General features: G+C 47.6%; 1 protein-coding gene. It reads right to left on the minus strand.

Annotated features, from left to right (window positions below):
- Positions 1-206: 206 nt before the first annotated feature.
- Positions 207-559: substrate binding domain-containing protein (locus tag ACQY6F_RS19050; RefSeq protein ID WP_428776697.1), on the minus strand; the 353-nt coding region annotated here is incomplete at its 5' end.

Consider the following 559-nt stretch of genomic DNA (forward strand, 5'->3'; position numbering starts at 1 on the left):
ATAATTCGGCAATACCGTCTTCACCACGAAGCCCTTCCAGATCAATACGGATTTTTTCTTCTGCTGTATATTTTCTGCGGGCGGTTCGTCGGATATCCTTACAGTTTTCTCTGCGCTACGTTTTTCAGCCATCATCGTTTCCTCTGTGGGTTAACGATGAACTAAAACTGTCTCTTATGCAATCAGGTTATCTGTCCACTTTTGGCTTACGGGGAACACCAGAGCGCAGATAACCGTTGCTCAAGAAAGTTGACCAGTGCGCGTACTTTCGGTGCAACGTGTTTTCGAGTCGGATAGACAGCATAAATACCAAACTCACTTGAATGGTAATCGGGAAGTATCTCCACCAACCTGCCGGTAGTAAGATCGTCTCCAACCAAAAAGGTTGGCTGTAGCGTGATGCCCTGGTTGGCCAACGCAACGGCGAGACATGTATCGCCATTATTGGTCGACATCCAGGGATGAACTTTCACATTGACCGTTCCCTCGGGACCATCGAATGTCCAGGTATCACCGCCCGACATATAGCTATAGCCAATCACTTTATGTTCAGCGAGCT

The sequence above is a fragment of the Vibrio sp. genome (assembly GCF_050299255.1).
Lineage (GTDB): Bacteria > Pseudomonadota > Gammaproteobacteria > Enterobacterales > Vibrionaceae > Vibrio.